At 33.4% G+C, this 22,875-nt stretch carries 27 protein-coding genes; 12 read left to right on the top strand and 15 right to left on the bottom strand.

Features of this window, described 5'->3' with window-relative positions; translation table 11 throughout:
• Positions 1-7: 7 nt before the first annotated feature.
• Positions 8-112: an IS3 family transposase gene (locus IPZ78_RS17385; RefSeq protein WP_225554781.1), complete on the top strand. Its 105-nt coding sequence runs from the start codon at positions 8-10 to the stop codon at positions 110-112.
• Positions 113-156: 44 nt separating this feature from the next.
• Here IPZ78_RS17385 and IPZ78_RS14880 read toward each other — a convergent pair whose 3' ends face one another.
• The gene (locus tag IPZ78_RS14880) at positions 157-450 is read right to left on the bottom strand and encodes a hypothetical protein (RefSeq protein ID WP_225554780.1); all 294 of its coding nucleotides are present in this window, start codon (positions 448-450) and stop codon (positions 157-159) included.
• 144 nt (positions 451-594) lie between these two features.
• Complete coding sequence (gene smc, locus IPZ78_RS14875) at positions 595-4,134, bottom strand: chromosome segregation protein SMC (RefSeq protein ID WP_225554779.1); 3,540 nt, start codon at positions 4,132-4,134, stop codon at positions 595-597.
• A 175-nt stretch (positions 4,135-4,309) separates the two neighbouring features.
• Between smc and IPZ78_RS14870 the strand changes: the two genes are divergently transcribed.
• Positions 4,310-4,945, top strand: a complete 636-nt coding sequence (locus IPZ78_RS14870; protein WP_225554778.1) for a peptidylprolyl isomerase — start codon at positions 4,310-4,312, stop codon at positions 4,943-4,945.
• A gap of 36 nt (positions 4,946-4,981) precedes the next feature.
• On the opposite strand, the gene IPZ78_RS14865 is transcribed toward IPZ78_RS14870, so the two are convergent.
• From IPZ78_RS14865 to IPZ78_RS14845, 5 genes are all read right to left on the bottom strand, one after another.
• Positions 4,982-5,545: a DUF4287 domain-containing protein gene (locus IPZ78_RS14865; protein WP_225554777.1), complete on the bottom strand. Its 564-nt coding sequence runs from the start codon at positions 5,543-5,545 to the stop codon at positions 4,982-4,984.
• 62 nt (positions 5,546-5,607) lie between these two features.
• Entirely contained in the window at positions 5,608-6,225 is a 618-nt protein-coding gene (locus IPZ78_RS14860; RefSeq protein WP_225554776.1) for a deoxynucleoside kinase, read from the bottom strand.
• A gap of 8 nt (positions 6,226-6,233) precedes the next feature.
• Positions 6,234-7,232, bottom strand: a complete 999-nt coding sequence (gene trpS, locus IPZ78_RS14855; protein WP_225554775.1) for a tryptophan--tRNA ligase — start codon at positions 7,230-7,232, stop codon at positions 6,234-6,236.
• An 86-nt stretch (positions 7,233-7,318) separates the two neighbouring features.
• Complete coding sequence (locus IPZ78_RS14850) at positions 7,319-7,744, bottom strand: putative signal transducing protein (protein ID WP_225554774.1); 426 nt, start codon at positions 7,742-7,744, stop codon at positions 7,319-7,321.
• A gap of 24 nt (positions 7,745-7,768) precedes the next feature.
• Complete coding sequence (locus tag IPZ78_RS14845; protein ID WP_225554773.1) at positions 7,769-8,617, bottom strand: restriction endonuclease; 849 nt, start codon at positions 8,615-8,617, stop codon at positions 7,769-7,771.
• A gap of 115 nt (positions 8,618-8,732) precedes the next feature.
• On the opposite strand from IPZ78_RS14845, the gene IPZ78_RS14840 reads away from it, so the two are divergent.
• Both IPZ78_RS14840 and IPZ78_RS14835 read left to right on the top strand, forming a co-directional pair.
• Positions 8,733-9,035, top strand: a complete 303-nt coding sequence (locus tag IPZ78_RS14840) for a YgaP family membrane protein (RefSeq protein WP_225554772.1) — start codon at positions 8,733-8,735, stop codon at positions 9,033-9,035.
• Positions 9,036-9,103: 68 nt separating this feature from the next.
• A complete protein-coding gene (locus IPZ78_RS14835) occupies positions 9,104-9,793 on the top strand; it encodes an SIR2 family NAD-dependent protein deacylase (protein ID WP_225554771.1) in 690 nt (229 codons plus the stop codon).
• Positions 9,794-9,982: 189 nt separating this feature from the next.
• Here the strand turns inward: IPZ78_RS14835 and IPZ78_RS14830 are convergent, their stop codons facing one another.
• A complete protein-coding gene (locus IPZ78_RS14830) occupies positions 9,983-10,228 on the bottom strand; it encodes a hypothetical protein (RefSeq protein ID WP_225554770.1) in 246 nt (81 codons plus the stop codon).
• Between the two features lie 148 nt (positions 10,229-10,376).
• Positions 10,377-11,708: an NADP-specific glutamate dehydrogenase gene (gene gdhA, locus IPZ78_RS14825; protein ID WP_225554769.1), complete on the bottom strand. Its 1,332-nt coding sequence runs from the start codon at positions 11,706-11,708 to the stop codon at positions 10,377-10,379.
• Between the two features lie 184 nt (positions 11,709-11,892).
• Here gdhA and IPZ78_RS14820 point away from each other — a divergent pair, with 184 nt between their 5' ends.
• A complete protein-coding gene (locus IPZ78_RS14820; protein ID WP_225554768.1) occupies positions 11,893-12,891 on the top strand; it encodes a D-cysteine desulfhydrase family protein in 999 nt (332 codons plus the stop codon).
• A 1-nt stretch (position 12,892) separates the two neighbouring features.
• Here the strand turns inward: IPZ78_RS14820 and IPZ78_RS14815 are convergent, their stop codons facing one another.
• The 4 genes from IPZ78_RS14815 to IPZ78_RS14800 form a co-directional block, all read right to left on the bottom strand.
• Positions 12,893-13,798 carry a cation diffusion facilitator family transporter gene (locus IPZ78_RS14815; protein ID WP_225554767.1) on the bottom strand — a complete coding sequence of 302 codons (906 nt, stop codon included), beginning with the start codon at positions 13,796-13,798 and terminating at the stop codon, positions 12,893-12,895.
• Between the two features lie 502 nt (positions 13,799-14,300).
• On the bottom strand, positions 14,301-16,817 hold the full coding sequence (locus tag IPZ78_RS14810) for a TlpA family protein disulfide reductase (protein WP_225554766.1): 2,517 nt from the start codon (positions 16,815-16,817) through the stop codon (positions 14,301-14,303).
• Positions 16,818-17,295: 478 nt separating this feature from the next.
• Positions 17,296-17,778, bottom strand: a complete 483-nt coding sequence (locus tag IPZ78_RS14805; RefSeq protein ID WP_225554765.1) for a hypothetical protein — start codon at positions 17,776-17,778, stop codon at positions 17,296-17,298.
• Positions 17,779-17,783: 5 nt separating this feature from the next.
• Entirely contained in the window at positions 17,784-18,224 is a 441-nt protein-coding gene (locus tag IPZ78_RS14800; RefSeq protein WP_225554764.1) for a MarR family winged helix-turn-helix transcriptional regulator, read from the bottom strand.
• Between the two features lie 119 nt (positions 18,225-18,343).
• On the opposite strand from IPZ78_RS14800, the gene IPZ78_RS14795 reads away from it, so the two are divergent.
• The 7 genes from IPZ78_RS14795 to IPZ78_RS14765 all read left to right on the top strand — a co-directional run bounded on the left by IPZ78_RS14795 (position 18,344) and on the right by IPZ78_RS14765 (position 21,756).
• The gene (locus IPZ78_RS14795; protein ID WP_225554763.1) at positions 18,344-18,673 is read left to right on the top strand and encodes an ArsR/SmtB family transcription factor; all 330 of its coding nucleotides are present in this window, start codon (positions 18,344-18,346) and stop codon (positions 18,671-18,673) included.
• Positions 18,674-18,701: 28 nt separating this feature from the next.
• Positions 18,702-19,169: a DUF6428 family protein gene (locus IPZ78_RS14790; RefSeq protein ID WP_225554762.1), complete on the top strand. Its 468-nt coding sequence runs from the start codon at positions 18,702-18,704 to the stop codon at positions 19,167-19,169.
• 11 nt (positions 19,170-19,180) lie between these two features.
• Positions 19,181-19,804 (top strand): low molecular weight phosphatase family protein, encoded by a 624-nt coding sequence (locus IPZ78_RS14785; protein WP_225554761.1) that lies wholly within the window; start codon positions 19,181-19,183, stop codon positions 19,802-19,804.
• A 445-nt stretch (positions 19,805-20,249) separates the two neighbouring features.
• Positions 20,250-20,618 carry a 30S ribosomal protein S6 gene (gene rpsF / locus IPZ78_RS14780; protein WP_225554760.1) on the top strand — a complete coding sequence of 123 codons (369 nt, stop codon included), beginning with the start codon at positions 20,250-20,252 and terminating at the stop codon, positions 20,616-20,618.
• Positions 20,618-20,881: a 30S ribosomal protein S18 gene (gene rpsR / locus IPZ78_RS14775; RefSeq protein WP_149915452.1), complete on the top strand. Its 264-nt coding sequence runs from the start codon at positions 20,618-20,620 to the stop codon at positions 20,879-20,881. The genes rpsF and rpsR overlap by 1 nt, the downstream gene beginning before the upstream one ends.
• 14 nt (positions 20,882-20,895) lie before the next feature.
• Positions 20,896-21,339 carry a 50S ribosomal protein L9 gene (gene rplI, locus IPZ78_RS14770; protein ID WP_225554759.1) on the top strand — a complete coding sequence of 148 codons (444 nt, stop codon included), beginning with the start codon at positions 20,896-20,898 and terminating at the stop codon, positions 21,337-21,339.
• An 87-nt stretch (positions 21,340-21,426) separates the two neighbouring features.
• Positions 21,427-21,756 carry an LPXTG cell wall anchor domain-containing protein gene (locus IPZ78_RS14765; protein WP_225554758.1) on the top strand — a complete coding sequence of 110 codons (330 nt, stop codon included), beginning with the start codon at positions 21,427-21,429 and terminating at the stop codon, positions 21,754-21,756.
• A 35-nt stretch (positions 21,757-21,791) separates the two neighbouring features.
• Here the strand turns inward: IPZ78_RS14765 and IPZ78_RS14760 are convergent, their stop codons facing one another.
• Both IPZ78_RS14760 and IPZ78_RS14755 read right to left on the bottom strand, forming a co-directional pair.
• Positions 21,792-21,950: an Arc family DNA-binding protein gene (locus IPZ78_RS14760; protein ID WP_225554757.1), complete on the bottom strand. Its 159-nt coding sequence runs from the start codon at positions 21,948-21,950 to the stop codon at positions 21,792-21,794.
• Between the two features lie 27 nt (positions 21,951-21,977).
• Positions 21,978-22,844, bottom strand: coding sequence for an SPFH domain-containing protein (locus tag IPZ78_RS14755; RefSeq protein ID WP_225554756.1), 867 nt, complete (start codon positions 22,842-22,844; stop codon positions 21,978-21,980).
• Between the last annotated feature and the right edge of the window lie 31 nt (positions 22,845-22,875).

The raw sequence follows: 22,875 nt of genomic DNA, 5'->3' as shown, positions 1-22,875 counted from the left end.
AAAGGAAATAATAAGTTATATCAATTACTATAATAAGGTTAGAATTAAATCAAATTTAAAAGGAATGAGCCCGATAGAATACCGAGCTCATTATTTCAAAAAGATTGCATAAATTCGTCTAACTTTTTGGGGGCAGTCCAATTAAGATCGCCTTTTTTATTTAAGACTATTGATGTCTCGTTGCTCTTTTAATTTCTCAACATTATTTTTCTCACCAAACTCTTCAGTTTTGTTTTGGAAGTCATCAAGAATAGATTTTATTGCATCCGCATTTTGAGCTGTTCGGGAATAAATTTCTGGAATTTCACTTTCTATTAATTTATCTCCCAATTCAATATTATCTACTTCTATTTTACCTATTTTTTCCAAAACAGCTTGTTGGCTGTTTCTAACATCTTCAAGTTCTCGAGTAATCTTAGCCATCAATTCAAATTTTTTCAATTTATCCATAGTTCTTATATGTTAGTGATATTAAAACAACAAGCCGGCATGGATATTGTTTATCCTTTAACATTATTTAACCCTCCATCAAAAACACAAAAGCCTTTGTTTAAGTAAACAAAGGCTTTTATATGAATTTATAATCAATTAATACTAAGCAACTTCCCGCAAATCAACAGGTACTACACGTGAAATACCTTGTTCGACCATAGTCACGCCATAAATTATATCCGTACTTGCGATCGTACGTTTATTGTGTGACACTACTATAAACTGAGACTGATTAGAAAACTGTTTAATGATGTTATTAAACTTATCAATATTTGTATCATCCAACGGTGCATCTACCTCATCGAAGATACAGAATGGAGCTGGCTTAAGTAAGTATAACGAGAATAATAGGGCAGTAGAAGTCAATGTTTTCTCACCACCTGATAGCTGATTGATAGACAACGGACGTTTACCTTTTGGTCTAGCGATAATATCAATATCTGACTCTAATGGATGACTTGGATCTGATAAGATCAAATCACAACTATCTTCTTCATTAAATAAAGAGCGGAATACTTTAATAAAATTCTCTCGAACAGTATTAAAGGCATGCATAAATTTTTCATTAGCGCTGCCGTCAATTTCTTCAATAGTTGACATCAACGTAGCCTTGGCTTCTAATAAGTCATTTTTCTCTTTGTTGATAAAATCGTAGCGTTGCGTAATCTCATCATACGCTTCTTTGGCCATCGGATTTATTGTACCATATTCATCCAATTGCTTTTTAAGACGTGTACACAACGAGCCTAATTCCTCTTGTGTTTGCTCAATTTCTGGAAGGTCACCTTCCAATAACTCTTTAATATCAATATTAAATTCTACAGAAAGACGCTCTTTCAATGAGTTTAAATCGATTTGCAAAGTTGTCTTTTTATCTTTTACTTCAGTGATTAAGAAATCGAGTTGGTCTTTCGATTTACGCAAAGTAGCAACCTCTTCTTCCAAATCATTCAAACGCTTACGAAATGCATAGAATTCTTCTTCCATATCATGAAGTGCCTTATCTAAGGCTTCACGTTGTTCGTAAAGTTCTTTCAAATCGTTATCATTACTATCCGTAAAAGTCAACGCATCTTTCATATCCACCTTGATTTGTTCCATCTCAGCGTTATTTTTAGAGGTACGTAACTCTAAAGCCTCTTTTTGACTTTCGCGGTATTCCAAATCTTTCTGAATACCCGAAACTTTATTTTGTTGTTGATGAAGACGAATATTTTCTTGATTGTACGTTGTTGATTTCTCTTGTACAATCTCATTCAATTCTTGATAAGCAGATTGTAAGTCCGCTAATTGTTTTTGACGTTCATCAACTTCAACTTTTAAGATCTTCAGTTCTGGCTCTGCTTTCGTGAGCTCATCTGAGATTTCATTAAGACGTCTTTCAATATCTTGTTTTCGATTTTGTGAGTTAGAGATGAAAGCTTGATATTGTTCTTGCTTTGTTTTTACAGAAGTCCATTCATTCTGAATACGTGCCAATTGAATACGTATTTCATCAATGATTTCTTTCTGTGACTGCAATTTCAAAGAAGTGATTTTATCGACTAATTCAGCTTCTGTGTGCTGTAATTCAGCGATTCGCTCATTTAAATCTTTGATCTCTTTAGCTAAGCTTTCTAAATTTTTAGCGCGACCAATGCGCTTGCCCTCAAACAGACCTACAGAACCACCACTAATACCCAATTTATGCTTACTGAATTTTCCTTCATGATGAAGTATAATCATATCTTCATGAGGTAGTTCAATATCTAAAGCCTTCGCATCGTCTGATTTTAATAAATAAACATTACTTAATAATTGAAGACATAGCTTCTCATATTTTTTATCTACTTTGATAACCTGCATCGCAGGTACCATATTTTCAGGAACTATAAAATTATTACTTTTATTATCTATAACAGATTCTAAAACAAAGAAATTAGCACGCCCTCTTGAAGAATCACTTAATAACTGAATAGCCTGTACAGCATCTTGCTTAGTATCGACCACATAATGATTCATAACTGATTCCAGGTAGTTTTCAATAGCTACACGATATTCTTCTTGACAAAATAAAATATCAGAGAATAAAGGGTAGGATTTCGGCCAACCAGCATTCTTACGTAAGAATTTAATAGATTCAGGGAAACCTTCTAAGTTATCCACCAGCGATTTAGTCAAGTTGTACTCGTTTTGTTTGGCATCCACCAAACGAGATTCTTTACTCAATAAAGCACGAGTCTCTTGCAATTGAGATTCTGATTGATCGATTTGACGATTCAAATCATTTTCAATTCCAATAGCTTCATCGTAATGTTGTTGTTGAGTGTCTAATTTACCTTGCAATTCTGCAACCGCAATATTAAATTGAGACAATTCTTCTGCTTTGGATGAAGCATCTGAAGCATTGCGAAGTGACTCCTGTTCTAATGATTCCTTCTGAATATTTAGAACAGCGATATCTTTTTCTACTTTATAAATTTTGTTTTGAAGCTCATTGTTATCCTGAACAAATCTATCCAATTTGTTTTTCGCGGTCTGCTGCTGCCCTTTAAGCTCTTCGACCTCAGTTTTGTTTTTTTGTATATCATCCTGAGCTACATCTAGTTTAGCTTGCTCTTCATAAATTTCTTCATTAAGCCTTTTGATGGTATACTCAACATTAGTTAACTGCTGTTTATCTAAATTAAATTCGGCTGTAATACGTGACTCACGCTCTTTAAGATGGTGTAGACGTTCGTTTTTAATTTTCTTTTCAGACTCGTATGCACGAATTTTATTATTAAACTCATTCGTAGTTTTTTGTTGCGCGCCTAAGCTCTTTTCTTTGGAAAGAATCTCTTCACGACCAGCACGAAGTTCTTTCTCTTTAATATCTATTTGTTCGAGTGTAGTTCCTAACGATTGCTGTAAATCCTTCTCCTTATCCGCTAAGGCTCCTAAATCAGAGCTAAAGCTATCCAAACGATAATAAGCCAATCCAATACTAGATTGTTTGTATTCTTCTTTTAATTGGAAATATTTATCTGCTTTCTTGGCTTGATTTTCTAAAGATTTAAGGTTTTTCGTAATCTCGAATAACAAATCATCAACACGTGATAAATCTGCTTCGGTATCTTTTAACTTGCTAAGTGTTTGTTTTTTACGGACTTTATATTTTGAAATACCAGATGCTTCCTCAAATAATGCACGTCGAGAATTATCCTTGTTCGCAATAATCTCGTCAATCATCTTGAGCTCAATAATAGAGTAGGTGTCCGCACCAATACCTGTATCCAAGAATAAATCAGTAATATCCTTTAGACGACATTTCACATCATTTAAACGATATTCAGACTCACCTGTACGATACAGTTTGCGTGTAATCGATACAGTCGTAAATTCTGTAGGTAAGATATTTTTATTGTTGTTGAATGTTAAAGAAACTTCAGCAAGATTGGCTGGTTTACGTGTTTTCGTTCCGTTGAAAATAATGTTTTCCATCTTTTCCGAACGAAGATTTTTTGTGCTTTGTTCACCCAATACCCACCGAATTGCATCCACCACATTGGATTTACCACAGCCATTTGGCCCTACAATAGCAGTAACACCTTCATTAAAATTTATTGTGATTTTATCACCAAAACTTTTAAATCCTTTGATCTCAAGTTTAGTTAGTTCCATTCACTTAGCTTTTGTTATAACGTACGAAAATAAGGATAAAAAAAGAGATTGTACGGGTGAGTTTTTGCACATTTTTAGAGATTTCCACATTTCCTTAAGAACTAATGATTTATACTTTCAGCGACACATTTTTACGAATATAAATTTCTATCTTAGAACAGTCTAAACACTATATATGCGACTAATTTATCTATTTACTATCTTCGTTATTACTTGTCAATTTTCAAATGCTCAAACACACAAAATAGCCTTTAAAACAGATTATGGAATATTTAAAGTTTTGCTTTATGATTTCACACCAAAGCACCGGGACTTGATGTTGAGATCCATAGAGGATTCGACATATCAAGGAGCTTTATTCAATCGTATTATTGAGAACTTTGTCGTGCAAGGAGGTGAACATGACGTCGATATTGAAAGGCGAGAAGCTACTGATCCGACAGGGAAGAAACCAAGATTAAAAGGAGAATTTGATTCGCGCGCATTTCATAAAATTGGCGCATTAGGTCAAGGACGTGATGATAATCCTGACAAGGCTTCTTTTTTGAACCAAATCTATTTTGTTGCTGGAAAGAAAGTTACAGAACAGGATTTAGAAGCTTTAGAAATCAAGAAAGGAATTAAGTTTACTCCAGAACAACGTAAAGAATATTTGAAAAATGGCGGTCTTCCTCGTTTGGATGGCGACTATACAGTATTTGGAGAAATTTATGAAGGTTTAGAGATCATTAACGCAATTAGTCGATTCAAGACTGACAAAGCTGATTATCCAACTTCTCCTGTCAAATTTTCTATTCAAATTATAGAATAAAAAAGCAAATGATGTCTCAACATTAATCTTGAGACATCATTTAAATGCGTTACTATAAGACATTGTAATCCAAGTCAACAACTCTTCATCAATATCTTCAATTTTTGACAAATTAACTTTATGCGTACACATTGCATCTTCCTTCTCCGCAATTAATCGTTCTGTTGCTGGAAAATTTTTCAAGAATAAACCAACTTCAAATCTAGTCTTCGTAGCAGGCCCTATAAGAACAAATTGTTTAGCTCGTCGAAAACTAACATTCGCTTTCTTGGGAGCAATTTCAATATCATTTCCTAAACCTAAAACCTTTACTTTCAGCGCTTCGTAAATAGGCCTTAATGCTTCTTTTCCTTTATATTGTTGCGCTATCAAATCGTCTTTATCAGGTGCTGAAGCAGCGTCAGATGATTTACTTCGATGACCAATTAAATTTGCATAGCCATGTGTAAGTTGATGCTGTTCTTTCAAAAATTTAACTATTTCACCATGCTTATTGAAATTTTCATTCTTTACAATCGTTATCCATTCATCTAATGTTTTGCCCGTAATCTTATACAGATTCTCAATCATAGATTCAAAGGCTTTATCTATTTTATCCATAGCTTTTCAATACGTAAAAACTAATTTAAACAAAAAATGCTCAACTGAATGAGCATTTTTTGTTATTTAAACAATCCGTATAATTCGGCATCAATTTTTTCTTTTATAAAACCCAAATCTTCAGGATTATTAGCAAAATCAAGATTATCCTTGTCCAAAATCAACAATTTACCATCTGTATAATTGTTAATCCATTTGTCATACTTATCGTTTAATTTTGATAAATAGTCCAGGCGAATAGCTGATTCATAATCACGACCACGTTTTTGGATATTGTTTACTAACGTCGGTACTGAAGCTTTCAAGTAAATCAACAAATCCGGCGGTTTGATATAGTGAATAATACTTTGAAAAATATTGCTATAATTATCGAAATCACGTGCACTCATTAATCCCATATCGTACAAGTTTTCTGCAAAAATGTAAGCGTCTTCATATATTGTACGATCTTGAATCATATTAGTACCCAATTTTTGTTGCTCTACAATATGTCTAAAGCGACTATTCAAAAAGAATATTTGCAGATTGAAAGCCCATCTCTTCATATCGCTGTAAAAATCCTCTAAATATGGATTATTGTCTACCGCTTCGAATTGCGGTTCAAAATTTAAATGTTGTGCCAATAATTTTGTCAAAGTGGTTTTACCAGCTCCTATATTCCCTACAATTGCAATATGCATATCTAATTCTAATATAGTTTTTTAAGTCCTATTATCTCTCTTACTTCTTTAATTGTTTTTTGTGCACTAGCTTGTGCCTTTTCAGCTCCCATTTTGATGACTTTTTTTATGTATTCCTCATCGTTTTCGATTGATGCAATACGTGAACGAACAGGCTCTGTAGCTAGCACCATATCTTCCGCTAATTGCTTTTTAAAGTCACCATAACGAATCTCGCACTTATTATATAATTCATCAAAATGTGATAATGTATCAGGAGTGGAGACAACATTCATCAAATCAAATAAATTCTGAATAGACTCGGGTTTTTCTTGATTTGGTTCTGTCGGTCCTGAATCTGAGACGGCACGCATGATCTTTTTACGAATTACTTCTGGCGCATCTGATAAATAGATACAATCGGCTTCACCATTGGATTTACCCATTTTTCCTTGACCACTTAATCCTGGAACTTTTACTAATTTATCTGAATAACTGAATGCAAAAGCTTCTTTAAAATATTCTGTTTGGTATAAGTGATTGAAACGGTTTCCAAACGTACGTGTCATTTCCAAATGCTGCTCTTGATCCTTACCAACTGGAACTTTAGTTCCGTGATGAAGTAAAATATCACAAGCCATCAAAACTGGATAAGTTAATAATCCAGCGTTTACATTGTTTGGATTTGAACGTATTTTATCTTTGAATGATGTGGAGCGCTCTAGCTCACCCAAGTAAGCATTCATATTCATATACAGATATAGCTCCGCAACTTCTGGAACATCTGACTGAATGTATATAGTTGATTTCTCAGGATCGATACCAGCTGCCAAATATTCTACAACTACATTACGTACAGTAGCCTGTAGATCGTGTGGATTAGGGTGAGTAGTCAGTGAATGCAAATCCGCTATAAAAAAGTAGCAATTGTATTCATTTTGCATTTTCACAAAATTACTCAATGCTCCGTAATAGTTTCCTAAATGTAATTTTCCGGTACTTCTGATACCGCTAACAACAGTTTCCATATGTTGCAAAATTACACAATTATTCTTTAATATAGGAAACTAAAAAAGCCATCACTTATAGCATTCTTAGGTTTTTAGCTACAATATTAATATTCAATATCAGTTCTATTAAATTCCAAATCGCACGCATTACACTTACATTTGCGCGCGAAGTATATGGGATAAACCATAAAGACTATCGATGCAAAAAACGACACTATACCTGATAAATTTTTGAAATCCCTATAGTTAGTATTTACATCCTCTGAATCACAGCTAAGACATTTTAGAATATCGCGAGTATCACTATAATATTGATTTGAATTTATAGCTTGCAAAACCAAATTCGCCTGATCCAAATCATTTTCTGCAATTTTAACCTTAATACCACCAATTGCATTACTATACAACGGATTCAAACCAATGATATGCTCATCATAAATATAGGCTTCAATATCTTCAGCTTCTAATCTATTTCTAAAATTATGCGCTTCAATGGGATTATCAAAAGTTTTGAAAGTAATAAGTTTCATTGGAATTGGTTTAATTATGAAAATCTACAATTCGGTATGCTCCAAGGGGCTCGCTATTAATTCCTCCGCTTCTTGCAAAATTTTCTTTTGTTTGGTAGCGTCAGTTTGAATAGATAATAAAAATTTAGGATCACGTAGTATATCTTTAACCAATATACATTGTGCTTTCAACAATCTAGCTTTGTCATCTGAATTTAAGGTCGTCAAGCAAGTGATAGGATACTCTCCGTTATTATCTACAATTACTTTAATGCTTTTATCTTTTGGATAATCCCACGCTAATAAGTTCATTTTATAATGTTCACCAAAAGTTTTGGAGTCTGATGTTAAATAAGCATTGGTCACCAACCATCCTTGAGTAACATGAAGTGTTTTATTGAAAAAAGTAAAAGGCTTGTTACTAATATCTCTCACTCTAGACATAAAATACATTGGTGTAGTAACTGATATTTTAGCATCTATATCATTTCTGAATTTACATTCAATAGCTAAAAGTTCATTCCCTTTAGCAGCAATGACATCAATTTCGTGGGTGACAGCATGCCCCTGTATAGTCTGGCTAGTTATCGCTTTGTATCCATCTTCCTGAAAAATTCGAGCTATCCATTTTTCAAAATAGAAACCTTCAGGACCTAAATCTCTTAAAGCTTTTTTAAGACTATAGCGTGCTGCGTATGTATTTCGAACTAATTTTAATTCATCAAACGCAACTTGGTACAGTTCGCGTGTTGAAATACCGTCGTATAATGATGGTTGTATAGAATTAAATACTTTATCTACCTCATCACTAGAGGCCCCAGAACGCGATAATGAATGACGTAAACTTGCTGGATTGAAATCAACTAATTCTCCTGAATGCTTTTTAACTCTCATGTTGTATCGAATAGACATTAAAACAAATGTATAGTCTTTAAATATCAAAATAATTATTTGCTATTAAAAACAAAATATAAAATCAACTGTTTTATTCTGTATAAAATATATTACTATGAACACACTCGTAAATTATGCTATAGATAAAATTAAAAGGAATGTTGATGAAGACTGTAAAGATGGTAATGTAGGTACATCCGAACGTATACTTTCCGTAATCGCAGGTGGTCTCATTCTTAGCGTGGGGATTAAACAGCTCGTAAAACATCCTATTACAGCTATATCTGGTGTAGGGCTGGGAGGCGCTTTAGTATACCGAGGTATAACGGGCAAGTGTACAATTAAAGCAGCTGTAGAGCAAATTTCAAAAGAAAAGGACGAAGTAACAGTAATTGAACATCGCTATTTTGTTAAATAGGTTAATAATCAATTCTTATTGGATAATGGTCGGAAATTTCTAATTTTCGACCATTATTATTTACGGGTATGAAGAGACAAAAAATAGTGGTATTTACAGGTGCTGGTATATCAGCCGAAAGTGGTTTGCAAACTTTTAGAGGTACCGATGGATTATGGGAAGGGCATCGGATAGAAGACGTCGCTACTCCTGAAGCATGGGCAAAAGACCCAAAGACTGTTCAGCGTTTTTACAATATTCGCCGGGCTACATGCCGCAATGCGTCACCTAACACTGGGCATTTGGCCTTAGTAGAATTAGAAAAATATGCTGATGTACAAATTATAACTCAAAATATAGACGATTTACATGAGCGCGCTGGCAGCAAGAGTGTTTTGCACCTTCATGGTGAAATAATGAAATCACAGTCGTCAAAAAATCCAGAATTGGTGTACCCAATAGAGGGGGACGAAATCAAAATAGATGAGAAATGTGAAATAGGTTCACCTTTAAGACCTCATGTGGTTTGGTTCGGTGAGGCAGTACCAAATATGTCGATAGCTAGTAGGATTGTTAAGTCTGCCGATGTGCTTTTAATTGTTGGCACCTCATTGCAAGTTTACCCAGCTGCAAATTTACTCCATGATGTCTCTCCCTTATGTAAAATAGTTTTAATAGACCCTAATTCGAATTCTTTACCAATAAGTGGTAATATAGAGCAGATTACTGGTAAAGCTGCTACAGAGCTTCCTAAATGGATTAAAAGATACGCCGAATAATATTCTGAAAGAAAATGCATTTAATTATATATCAATGATATATATGTTTTATTTAAATAAAAAGTTTAAAATAAACTAGTTTTAGGTAAAAAAAAAACAAAGGTAGCCAAATATAATTCGGTTACCTTTATTTTTAATATATAAATAATTAATTTACAAGTGTTTAATAAAAATAGGTGAATGAAAAGTTTAATTATAATTATTGTACGTATTGATAAAGCAAGTACGCATATCGCTAAAAACATTAAGAACCTTGTTAATAAACTCTTCATCCAATAGTTCGAAAACACCATTCACACCATTCAAAATATCAGCCTTCGCTATCTTATAGGTTTGCTCCAAATTGCCTTGTTCAAACTTTATTATATACTTCTGATTCATTCCAAAAATAGTAATCTTGCATTCTGGATGTGGTAATTCTGCTAATGTTCTCATATATTGTATAACACGTATTTTAATGACGCAAAATAAGTAATTTATCCTTATAAGTAAGTATTGGCCAAAGATACTTTATTGTATAAAAAAAGAACAATAGCTATTTGCTATTGTTCCCTTATATGAATTTTTAAATCTTTGTTTTTCCTTATAATACACCTTGTGCTTTCATTGATTCAGCAACCTTGATAAAGCCTCCTAAGTTTGCACCTTTTAAGTAGTTAATATAACCATCAGATTCTTTTCCATAACGCAAACATGTCTTGTAGATATTTTGCATAATTAGTTTTAATCTATCATCTACTTTAGAAGATGACCATTGTTGACCGATTGAATTTTGAGACATTTCTAATCCAGAAACAGCTACGCCGCCTGCATTTGCCGCTTTACCAGGAGCATATGCAATTTTAGCATTATGAAAGACTTTTACGGCCTCTGCAGTAGAAGGCATATTTGCTCCTTCAGCAACACATATGCAACCATTTTGTATTAATGTCGTAGCATCGCTTTCATCCAATTCATTCTGCGTCGCACATGGTAGCGCTATATCACAAGCAAATTGCCATGGTTTTTCACCAGCATGAAAAGTCGAAGATGGAAATTTAACACAATAATCCGCTAGATTTCTACCTAATTTTGCTATATGAGCCAACTTCTCATGTGTAAAACCGTCTTTATCGTAGATAGTCCCTGTGCTATTTGATAACGTGATAACTTTCGCACCAAAGTTAATAGCCTTTTCAGCTGCATAAAATGCAACATTACCAGCTCCAGAAACTGTTATTACCTTGCCTGCAAGTGTATCTTCATTGTGCTCAAAAATATTTTGAACAAAGTATAATAAGCCGTATCCTGTTGCTTCAGGACGTATGTATGAACCGCCCCATTGCACACCTTTACCCGTTAATACACCCGTAAAGTTATTTTGAATTCTTTTGTATTGCCCAAATAAATAGCCTATTTCACGCCCGCCAACACCAATATCTCCCGCAGGAACGTCTGTTTCGGAACCAATGTGACGATACAATTCGGTCATAAAAGCTTGACAAAAACGCATGATCTCGTTGTCAGATTTGCCTTTAGGATCAAAATTTGATCCACCTTTACCGCCGCCAATAGGTAAACTTGTTAATGCATTCTTGAAAACTTGTTCAAATGCTAAAAATTTCAAAATACTAAGATTCACAGTGGGAGAGAAGCGTAATCCACCTTTGTAAGGACCAATTGCACTATTCATTTGCACCCTATAGCCTCTATTTACCTGAATATTATTCTGGTCATCTAACCACGCTACACGAAAGGACACCACACGCTCAGGTTCTACCAATCTTTCTAAAATTTTAAGATAGGCATATTCAGGATGATGCTCGTTGATATATGGAATTAAGTCTTCTACGACTTCCGTGACCGCTTGTAAAAACTCCGGCTCATTAGGATTTTGTTTCTCTACGTAATCAATAAAGTTTTTAAGATTTAGCATTTTCTATTAACAGAATTGTATTGTTTTGACATAAATTTTAACAAATATAAAATTTTTTCCCTTAATCACAGGTTTTATTCTAGTATTTTTGTTTAAAAATCTAATTTACATTAGCGAAAACACGTATTTTGATAAAAAATTGGAAATATTAGATAAATCAATATTTTACTATAAAGGACATTGTATGACAAGAATAAGTTTGAAAAAGCACCCTAAATTAAAGCTAATAGAATATCCATCAGCTATATATTTTTTGCGTAACATAAGTAATCTTTTAGGTGTAGACTTATACATCAAGCGTGATGATTTGTTTTCCTTAGGCTTTGGAGGAAATAAACTTCGAAAATTAGAGTATCTATTAGGTGAGGCTCAAAAGAAGAATGCTACGCATATATTCACCATAGGTGCGCTACAATCCAATCACGCACGCATGACTGCTATAGCATCCAAAATGCATGGATTCGAAATTGAATTATTCTTAAAAAAATCCGTTCCTGTGACTGAGCAAGCTTATTTTAGTAATGGAAATAAAATACTAAACAATATTATCGACGCAACGATTCACCAAGTTCAAGACAACAACAGTGCATATCAAGCTATAGCTGAACGAACTATACTGTTGGAAAAAGAAGGAGCGAGGCCATACGTCATCCCCGTGGGGGGCTCGAATGCTTTGGGTACATTGGGTTATGTTGATTGTTATTTCGAAATATTGCAACAAGCTAACGACTTGGGTATTCGTTTTGATTTGATCACATCTGCTTCAGGCTCAGGGGGAACACACGGAGGTCTAGTAGTTGGAAATGCATTGTCTTCATCTAAAACAAAAATTAAAGCCTATAATGTTGAGCCTGATGAAGGTCAGCTGGCAGGACACACACTTAAAATTGCCAATGAAGCATTAGCACTATGTGGTGAAAAACCCAACCTAACCCTTGAAAATATTGTACTATCGAATGAATACTCTGGCGCAGCGTATGGTGTTCCAGAAGAATATCATATTGATACCATCAAATTTTTAGCAAAAAATGAAGGCATATTTTTAGATCCTGTATACACATCAAAGGCTTTTACAGGGGTAATTATGGATATACAAAATAATGTAATCAAAAAAGGAGAGAAGGTGCTATATATCCATACCGGAGGTATACCCGGTATATTTGCCTATCCACAATACTTTTAAATTATTGATTGGATAATGATTCATAAACTTGTGGATTAAATGGCTCAATATGGACGAAAACATTTGAAATTTCGGGTATTTGTTGCATCAAATAATCTTTCAATTGATGTGCGACATCGTGGCCTTCTTTTACGGTAAGGTCTCCTGGAACAATAGCATGAATATCTACTAAAAAGAACATGCCATTTTTACGAACGAAACACTTTTCTGTATCCATAACTCTCTTTACATCAAGAGACTTAAGCTTTATTAAATCAACTATGTCGTCATATAGATTTTCATCCATAATTTCACCCAAAGCAGGCCTAAAAATACGATAGCAATTATATAGAATAAATCCTGAAGCGAATAGGGCAGCCCAATCATCAGCACTTTGGTAGCCATCACCCAACAGAAGAGCCATTGAAATACCAATAAACGCTGCGATAGAGGTGATCGCATCGCTTCGGTGATGCCAAGCATCTGCTTTTAAGGAGCTGCTATTTAATTGTTTTGCACGACTCATCACTACATGATAGCTAATTTCTTTCCAAACAATTATTAAACCTAATACGATTAAAGTCCATGACTTAGGTGGCTCATGAGGAGTTTGGATATTAATTAAACTTGTATAAGCGATAATAGTCGCTGAAATAACTAAGAAAATAACGACTATAAAAGTTATTAAAGGCTCAATACGACCATGCCCGTATGGATGTGTTTTATCTGCTGGTCGCTCAGAATATTTAATTCCTAGCAATACCAAAATGGATGCAAAAATATCTGATGTAGATTCTATAGCGTCTGCAATTAGCGCAAACGAATTTCCGAAAAAACCAGCGAACCATTTGATAGTAGCTAATCCAAAACTTCCAAGGATGCTAAAATAGATTGTTTTTTTTGCTTTCTGTGATTGCGGCGTTGACATACTTTTTTAGTTGTGTAGCAAAAGTAAACCAATATAATAGGAATATACCATTAAAGTTTTAAACATGATAATTTGATGGTGAACCTAATGAATAAAGGAGAGTGTAAAATTATCTATTTAACATAATATAAATTATAAGACACAATGAGGGGTAGATATTGCGCCGTTCTTTGAAATATGGATTTTTTATGATTTTCGATAAGCGTTTTAGGTCTTAACAAAAAACATAATATTCCAGTGATTTTTTTTTTCGTCGAATTAGTAAAAGTATTTACCAAAACCTCTGATCTAAGTTGGAGCGACCATATCATTATGGAAATTTATCGCGTTCTGAAAAAACTTTCGCTTAGTGAAGAAAAAGGATTTGGTTTGGAACGTGTTCCGCTCAATGTCCCAACCACTCAAAAAATCAATCTTAAGCGATTGAATTAATTCAAAGCAAAAAGCGTCGGTAGAGTTCCTCTACCGACGCTTTTTGCTTTGAGACTATTAATGTTTCGATTTATTTAGTTAATAACTGATCTATTTCCTTAGTCAAAGCAGCCAAGTCACTAGGTCTTGGTGCTTGCTTATTTACTAAATTCCCTTGTTTATCAAATAACATATATGTCGGGAAATGTGGAACCTCTAACCTACGCTCTACCATAGACTGTTGTTCGTTTGGAAGATTATAGTGATAAACATTTTTACCTTCTAAAGCCTTAGCTTTGATAAAATTCTCCCATGCTGATTTGGAAGTTCCATTGGCTAAATAAATAAACACGACATCTTTGTCTTCCATCGCTTTCTTTGCTGCTGGTGCATAAGCCATCTCCGCTACACAGGGTCCACACCAGGTACCCCAAAAATCCACATAAACGACTTTCCCTTTGTGTGGCGTCAAAATTTCAGCGATAATCTTGTCTGCATCTTTGGATTCTTTCAGGTGATCAGTATTTTTTAAATTATCAGCGTATTTAAATTTACCAGAACTAATTTTTTCTAATTTATGATTTTCCTTATTGATAAATTCTTTCAAGAACTCATTTGATAGACTACCTAACACCTGTTCCAAAAAAACCTTAGATAAAGGGTTTGGATTAGTTTTAAATTCATTCATCATATTTCTTGTATGAAAAACTTCTGCAATGGTAGTATTACCAAATTTTTTATAAGATTTCATTGGATCTAAAACTCTTGCCTTTAAATATATATACGGTTCTATCAATAATCTATTATCAGATAGAACATCATTGAATTCTTTAGATACACCTGAATATTTTTTCTCTATCTCATCAGCTTTAATTCCATTACCTGACCGAATAGCATTTTTATGAAATAAGGCATATTCTTTTACTCTTTCAGACAATTTTAACAAACCTAAATCATTAAATGACAAAAGAACCTCACTTAATTGAGGAAATACTGTGCTATTATGATAATCTAGATAATCTTTCAAAAAAGTATTATTATCACGAACCAACGTTATCGGAGCTACTCCATTCTCATAGAATTTTTGTTTTACAACAGACATATACTTATCCGAAAATTTCTCTTTCTTATTATAATCTAACTGAAATTTTTTCTGCATCAAATCGCTTGCAATACTATAATCAGTAAACTTATTGATAAAATATTTTGTACGAGCTGAAACATTTGATTCTTTTAGAAAATTCTGATCTATATTTTTCAAACTATCTAGTTGCGCTAATTTGAGGTTTAGATATACGGTATCCTTTAGCGAACGTTCGTATTGATATTGCGCTTGATATTCAGCATTTGTTTTAGGTCGAATATTATTCTTGTTTGTATAATCATTATATTTCACAACCTCATTATGTAGTCTTTCATTATCACCTAAAAACAAAGTCTCCCCAGTTGCTAAATCCTTAAAGACAAAATATTTTTCGCCAGGAGTCAATACGTCTATAAAACTAGCTCGACGCCAATCTATAAAAGCTTGTGAAGTATTATATAAGGGCACCTTGACGGTAAAAAAACCTTGCTCATCGATATCACCGTAGAAATTTTCTGCTTCACCGGTCATCCAATTGTTAACACCAACCGTAAAAGGATCTTTCGAAGTATTATTACGCAGGTACCCGCTAATAATAGCCGTATCCATTTTAGAAAATTTGGAATCATGGAAGACTGTCAAATCTTCACCTTTATAAGCTGGAAGAAACTTATTCACCTTTGCGTAAGAATCCTTACCAACAATGACCTTCTCATCTTGAATTTTAAATTTCAGCTTAGACTTTTTATTCGTACCTGCATCAATTAAAGTAATTTCTACATCATTAGCCTTTTTTTTCATCGTATCGTAAGTAAAAACTTTTCCGTTGATGATGGCAAAATCCTCAAAGAAGCCATACTTCCACTTATTCGTTGTCTCATCAAACCAATTTCCGAAGAAACTATACACGAAATCAAATTTTGACTCCTTGGTATAGAAATTTGGTTTCATATCATAAACTAGTTTTAGTTGGCTACCATTTGGGCTGATATAGAACATTTTGTGTTCACCATTACGATTTACTAATGCACGATATTCATTATTTAGCTTATATTTCCCTATCCAATCTACATTCCAATTCTCCTCACCTATAGATAAAGAATTATTAGATACAGATAGACGAGGAAAACCTTCCTGGGAAAGTCTCCAATTATTCCTCAACAAATCGATTGAATTTAGAGCCATGAGCTCGATATCGGGATCTGACTTCAACTGAACAGCTTGAATCGTATCCTTTCTGACATTGAATTTGAATTTACCTTTTGTATCCGCTAAATCAAAAACCGTCAAAGAAATCGGTTCGGCTTCATTTTCTAGTACGATTCGAATTTCACTTCCTTGTTGATCTACAGTTTGCACTTTATAGATTTTATAGAATAATTCGACATAATTTTCACCTATATGAAAAGCATTCCAATTACCGGGTTTATCTACATGAAATTGCCAAAAACCATGAAGTGATTTGGGGACCTGTGCTTGCAATTGTACACAAAAAAATAGAAATAATAAGGTTAATACTCTCATTCTTTTATTAGGATTGGTTAGTTTATAATTAGAAACTAAAATTATAAAATTTTTCTAAAAACGCAAATCAACAAGCTAATTATTAACATTTTATAACACATCAAACCTCTTTCACTTTTATCAAATGAATGAGGTTTTTGTGTAGCCTTTCCATTTTTTTTGACCTCCCTGATCTCCCTCCTAAAAATCGGACGATTTAAGATTAGAGAAATCCTATTGATTAACTAATTTTAAACTAGGAGGAAAACGATGAAAAGATCGAAATTTACAGAAGCTCAGATTGCGTTTGCGAAACAGGGAAGTCTACCAAACAATTTATGCATGCGTAAAAGATAAATTTTATTTTCTCATCAAATGTTATAACAACTCACATAAATGAAAAAGCCAAATACATGGCATGTGCACAAATGACTGTTTATAACAAGATGAGCCCAATATCATATTGAGCTCGTCTTAGTTAACTTAATCATAGTGATGATTATTTTTCACTTACTATTGTTCCTAGCGGAAACAGTTTCCTGAAAACGAATCCAACTAACGGCGCTGCTATTAATATTTGTAATGGATAAGCCATAATAAAGTTTCGCGAAATTGTTATTATTAGTTCTGAAAACCAATTTTTATTAAATTCATTAAACAGTAATGATCCAATTAAAGACATTAGAATTACCATTTGTGCCACAAAGCAAAAAGCACTAATAAAGATTTTTTTTGGCAATGTATCATTCTGTTTTATTAATTTATTAATTAGTGCAAAAGCTGTTTTACTAACGAAAAACCATTCTACAATAAAAGCTATCACAAAAGTTAATGGGAAAATCAACCATGCTTTTCTTATACTTTCGACAGAGATCCCCTCCTTCCATGTGACATTGTAAGTTGTCATGACAGCAGCCATGACAATTACCATCAAAAATGTGTAAACTAAATTTTCCTTTTTGTTTACTGGCAACATACTCATATAATTTATTTTGAAATTAAAATTTTAGCTATTTTTTGAATAGAGTCTAACGCCTGGAAAATCTCGCGAATCTCGTCTGTTGTCAACATTTTAATTTTTTCATTAAAATGTAATCTCATACTATCTTCTACGATTTTGGCCAGCTCCTCTCCTTTTTCTGTAAGTTTCAGAAAAACTTTTCTTTTGTCTGATACTTGTCTCACACGTTCCAATAGTTGCATCTCTGCTAGTTTATCTACGGTTTGTGAAAATGGTCCTTTTTCCAATCCGATAGCTCTAGCAATAGTCACCATGGTTAGGTTACTTGAATTTTTTACTGTCATTAAAATCCTTTCTTGTGTAAGATTTAAATGAGCGATTTCTTTTGGAAAATTATAATCTTTAAAAAGCGCGTGTTTTAATAAATCCACGCCATTTAGTTCAATAGCAATATTTTTTTTATCCATATAGTTATATATATAACTATTGCAAAGGTAATAATTTTCTGTGCTTTTGGAGATTATTTTAACACGAATTTGTAACTCACTATTTAATATCGTAATATTGCGATGTTATTTAAATAATAATGGGAATTACAAAAAAGGAAAGATTTACAGAAGAACAGAATAGACTTTCTGTACTATTCAAAGTGTTAGGTCATCCAGCACGGCTAGCTATTTTGGGGTACATTCAACAACAAAATTCATGTATATGTACAAGTTTAGTAGATGAAATAGGGCTAGCGCAAGCTACTATATCTCAACATCTAAAAGAGTTAAAACAGGCTGGATTAATAAGGGGCACCATCGAAGGTAAATCTGTTTGCTATTGTATTGATGAAGAGGTCTGGGTGAACGCAAAAGATATAATAAATACTTTTTTAAATCAAACTATTCAATTAAATACCTGTTGCTAAATGAAATCTAAAATAAATTAATAAGAATATGAAACTATCACAAATAAAATCCATTTTACCTACCTTAGATAATGTTGAATTTCAACTAGAAAACGGAAGCTTTGTTCCGGAGCATTTTCATGTGACTGAGGTTGGTGAGGTCACTAAAAAATTCATTGATTGTGGAGGAGTTATTCGTCTTGAGAAAATTATTAATTTTCAACTGTGGAATGCTGATGACTATGAGCACCGATTGAAACCTGGCAAACTGCTTAGTATTATCGAGCTATCTGAAAGTAAATTAGGAATAGAGGATGCGGAAATTGAGGTAGAGTATCAATCCACTACTATTGGCAAATACGATTTAGATTTTAACGGCACACACTTTTTACTAAAGAATAAACAGACAGCATGTTTGGCTGAAGATCAATGTGGTATCCCCTCTCAAAAAACTAAGATCCAATTAGTGAATTTATCAAGTCAAAATTCTTGTACGCCAGGCTCAAGATGTTGTTAAATTAGATTGACATGTATGAAAAGTTACTAGATACCATAGCTATAATCCAAGATTTCACTGTCATCTCAGCAGAAAGAAAAATTATTTTGCAGCCTTTAATTGATTATATACAATTGAATATTCATGTTAATCAAGCGACTAATTTAAATTTCATTTGTACACATAATAGCCGTAGAAGTCATTTAGCACAAATTTGGGGGCAATGTGCTGCATACTACTATATAATTCCGTCTGTTTATTGTTATTCGGGTGGCACAGAGGAAACATCTTTATTCCCAATGGTAGTAAAGACTATTCAAAACCAAGGTTTTATGGTGTCTGCGCTAACTAAAGATGATAACACAGTTTACGCCATAAAAATGGATAAAAACACGATGCCCATTATAAGTTTTTCAAAAAAATATAACCATAGCTTTAACCCTGCTGGAAATTTTGCTGCTATTATGACTTGTTCTGAAGCAGATAATGGCTGTCCATTTATCGCTGGCGCAGAAATCCGACTACCTGTTCAATATGAAGATCCAAAAATATCAGATTATACTTCACTGCAAGATAAAGTATATTCAGATCGAAGTTTAGAAATAGCTAAGGAGATGTTTTATGTTTTTTCAAAGATTGATATTCAAAAGTCTTAGTCGCCAAATCTAATAACCAAAACATCCTAAAGTATTACGCTCGATATCACTTTAGGATGCTACATTAACTCTATTTAATTAAAGTTTAACTGTATATTGTTTATGATTATTATTAATTAGGCTTATACTCATACAGAGTACCTAAAAGAGAAATGTGATCCAAAATACATTTTAAGATTGGTATCATGCTGGACGCATTGATGAATGATTGAATTAAAATAAGTAATAGTCATAAAAATAGGTAGATAGTGTTATTATATAATCTCGGTTTATATGCTACAAGTATAAAAATAATTACAAAGTACAAGTTTAGATAGTATATCTTACAAGTGTTCACGCTTATTACATTTTTTTATAAGATAATTTTTTGATAAAAAATATTTTTTACCTACTTTTGCACTTCCGTAAGTACGGAAAATTTAAATTAACATAATTATTTAAAACAATGCAACAGTACGAATCTGTAATCATTCTTACCCCGTTGCTTTCAGAAGATGCTGCGAAAGAGGCAATTGCTAAATTCAAAAACATCTTGACAGAAGGCGGAGCCGAAATTATCGCTGAAGATAATTGGGGTTTGAAAAAATTAGCGTATCCAATCCAGAAAAAATCTACTGGATTTTATCACTTAACTGAATTCAAGGCTCCAGGTGAATTAATTAAAAAATTAGAGCTTGAATACAAGCGTGATGAGCGTGTTATGCGTTTTATGACTATCGCTTTAGATAAGCATGCGATTGCTTACAGCGAGAAAAAACGTAGCGGTGCATTCAACAAGAAAGCTGAAACTAAAACTGAGGAGGTAGCAAACTAATGTCAAAGGAAAACATCCAATACGTGACTGCTCCTAAAGTAGAGGACAACCGTAAAAAATACTGTCGTTTCAAAAAGAATGGTATCAAATATATCGATTATAAAGATGCTAATTTCTTAATGAAATTCGTTAACGATCAAGGTAAAATCTTACCTCGTCGTCTTACTGGTACATCATTGAAATTCCAACGTAAAGTTGCTCAAGCTGTGAAACGTGCGCGTATCGTAGGCTTATTACCTTACGTAGCTGATTCATTAAAATAAGGAGGATACGATAAATGGAAATTATATTAAAACAAGATGTTAAGCACCTTGGTGAGAAAGACGATATCGTAGTAGTAAAACCAGGTTACGGTCGTAACTACTTAATTCCTCAAGGATTTGCTACATTAGCAACTTCATCTGCTAAAAAAGTATTGGCTGAGAACATCAAACAAGCTCAGTTCAAACAAGAGAAAATTAAAAAAGATGCTACTGAATTAGCTGCTAAATTAGAAAACATTAAGTTATCTATCGGCGCTAAAGCTGGTGAGTCTGGCAAAATCTTTGGTAAAGTAAATAGCATCCAAATTGCTGATGCATTGAAAGCTCAAGGTTATGACGTAGACCGTCGTCGCATCACTTTCGAAGTAGAGCCTAAAACTGTAGGTGAATACATCGCAAACTTAAACTTACACAAAGAAGTGAAAGTTCAAGTTCCTTTCGAGGTTGTAGCTGAATAATTATTATTCACTCAAAATATAAAGGAGATAACTCATGGTTATCTCCTTTTTTGTTATGTTTGTGCTACAAATTATTAAGTGAAGAATATGAAACCAAAAACTATAATTATAGCGTTACTATTTGCCTTAGTGGCAATCATACTTTTTAATAATAAGGAAGAAAGTTCTTTATGGCTATTTGGGGATATTCGCACATCAAAGTTATTAATACTTGGTATCTTCTTTATATTGGGAGTTGTTACAGGAGGTATTTTATTTAGACGTAAAAATAAACATCCTAAAGAATATGGAATTAGCAACAACTCTACACATCAACCTCCTATCGCTACTACTGAACAAAGTGAATATATAGAATCTCCATACAAACCAAACGATGGATTGTCTGATGAAGATAGAGAATTCCTGAGAAGGGATTAATTAAAAAAAGCGTCAATAAATGACACTTTTTTTAATTAATCTTTTGAGTTCTTTTTTCGCTTATTCTTTACGAGCGCTTCATGAAGTAAAAATTCAATTTGCCCATTAACACTACGAAACTCATCTTGTGCCCATTTTTCCAGCAACTTAAAAGTTTCTTCATCTATTCGTACCACAAAATTTTTTTTCTTCATATCAAATCACTTTGACACCTCTGCTTATTAATATAATGAACCTGCATTTACAATAGGTTGTGCTGCTTTCTCACCACACAATACAACCATCAAATTACTTACCATAGCTGCTTTACGCTCATCATCCAATTCTACGATATTTTCAGCTGATAATTTCTTCAAAGCCATATCTACCATCCCTACAGCGCCATCAACAATTTTAGCACGTGCAGCGACAATCGCAGCCGCTTGTTGTCTTTGCAGCATAGCTCCCGCTATCTCTGCGGCATAAGCCAAGTGGCTAATTCGCGCTTCTTGAACGACAATTCCAGCTTTAGACAAGCGCTCAGTAAGCTCTGCTTCAAGGATATGATTAACTTCATCTCCACCATTACGTAATGTAATCTCTGCAGTGTCATCTTCTAAATCATCGTAAGCAAAACTTACGGCTAAATGTCTGACAGCTGCCTCAGATTGTGCACGGACATAATCAAATATACGTTCTACGTCATAAGCTGCTTTATACGTGTCTCCTATTTTCCAAACAATTACTGCTCCGATCTCAATAGGATTACCCATCTTGTCATTTACTTTTAATGTTTGACCTTGTAAATTTTCTGAACGCAAAGACATTTTTGATGCTGTAAACAATGGATTCACGAAAAACAAACCATTATCCTTGATTGATCCAACATACTTACCAAAAAAATTAAGTACACGTGAATGATTGGGGTGTACAATTAAAATACCTTTAAAAATAAACATAGCTGCAATAAATAATACAAATGCACCAAAGAAATATACTGGAGCACGATTAATTGCGCCTAAATAAATAGTAAAGCCTGTTAATATTAATAATAGCAACCCTAAAGCAATTGCCAAATAACCAGAAGTAGGTTTAACGATTTTTTCCATAATTACAATTGTTATATTTGATATCATTTTG

The sequence above is a fragment of the Sphingobacterium bovistauri genome, assembly GCF_020295405.1.
GTDB lineage: Bacteria > Bacteroidota > Bacteroidia > Sphingobacteriales > Sphingobacteriaceae > Sphingobacterium > Sphingobacterium bovistauri.
This window is presented reverse-complemented; position numbering and strand designations above follow the sequence as displayed.